The organism is Moorena sp. SIO3I8 (assembly GCF_010692325.1).
Classification (GTDB): Bacteria; Cyanobacteriota; Cyanobacteriia; order Cyanobacteriales; family Coleofasciculaceae; genus Moorena.
The window spans coordinates 1-1,086 of record NZ_JAAHHW010000475.1 but is presented as its reverse complement, the minus strand read 5'-3'; the positions used below and the strand labels follow the sequence as shown (position 1 = coordinate 1,086).

Genomic DNA, 1,086 nt, shown 5'->3' with positions numbered 1-1,086 from the left:
TTAGAAACATCTTCAGCTATAGGACTTACGCGGTTAACTTGATTTCGCCCCCCTAGGGTGTGTCTTCTTGCCTCGGAGATCCCCCTAAATCCCCCTTAAAAAAGGGGGACTTTGACTATGGCTCCCCCCTTTTTTAAGGGGGGCTGGGGGGGATCATAATCTTGCGGAAAACTTTGAAAACACGCCCTAGCCCCCCAATTTTGGGGGGAAATTGAGTTAAAGTCCCCCAGAATTGGGGGATTTAGGGGGCAAATGCGTAAGTCCTAAGCTATAGCGCAGCGCTATAAAAAATAATTAGTGGTCAGCAGCCAGTTGGTAATGAAAATACCACCAACAACTAAGAGGATATCTGAAAAGTTTTTTTATACTGAATTTTGCCCCCCTAGCCCCCCAACTTTGGGGGGAACAAGAGTTAATTGGCTTCAGTCCCCCAAAATTGGGGGATTTAGGGGGCTTGGATGTAGCAAATGAGACTTCTCAGACAACCTCTAACTACTAACCACTAATACTGATCTAGGAATGATAAATAGGTTGTGAGTAAGAATTCAGCCGTCAGCCGTCAGCCGTCAGCCGTCAGCCGTTATTAGTCAGCCTTTAGCTGATCGCTGATCGCTGATAGCTGATAACTTATACCTGATCGCTGATCGCTGATAGCTGATAACTTATACCTGATCGCTGATCGCTGTTCGCTTACGATTGATTTTTACAAATCGTTTAGAAACCCGATTGTATCAATCTACTGCCAACCATTGTCAGCTTGATACAACACATAATCAGCAAGGGCTGTAATCACATCCGGTTTTAGGCGACCTTTGAAGGCTGGCATGGGGGGCTTACCATTGGTGATTTGGTAAACGATCTTGTCCTTAGAGTACATGCCATACTTCTCAAGGGCATCCTTTTTCAGAGTTTTTTGGGCATTGATTAAATTTTTTCCACCCGCATGACAACTGGCACAGTTACCTGCGAAGACTTGTGCTGATTTAGCTAGGGCTGCTTCATCTACGGCTACAGCTACTTCGACAGGTTCAGCAGGAGCTGTTTCTTCCTCTGCTACTGCTTCTGGCTCAGCAGCAGGCTCAGGTG

At 46.0% G+C, this 1,086-nt stretch carries 1 protein-coding gene; it reads right to left on the bottom strand.

The features are described from left to right. Positions 1-736: 736 nt before the first annotated feature. The coding region (locus F6K51_RS37995) for a c-type cytochrome (protein WP_293031521.1) at positions 737-1,086 on the bottom strand (350 nt) is incomplete at its 5' end.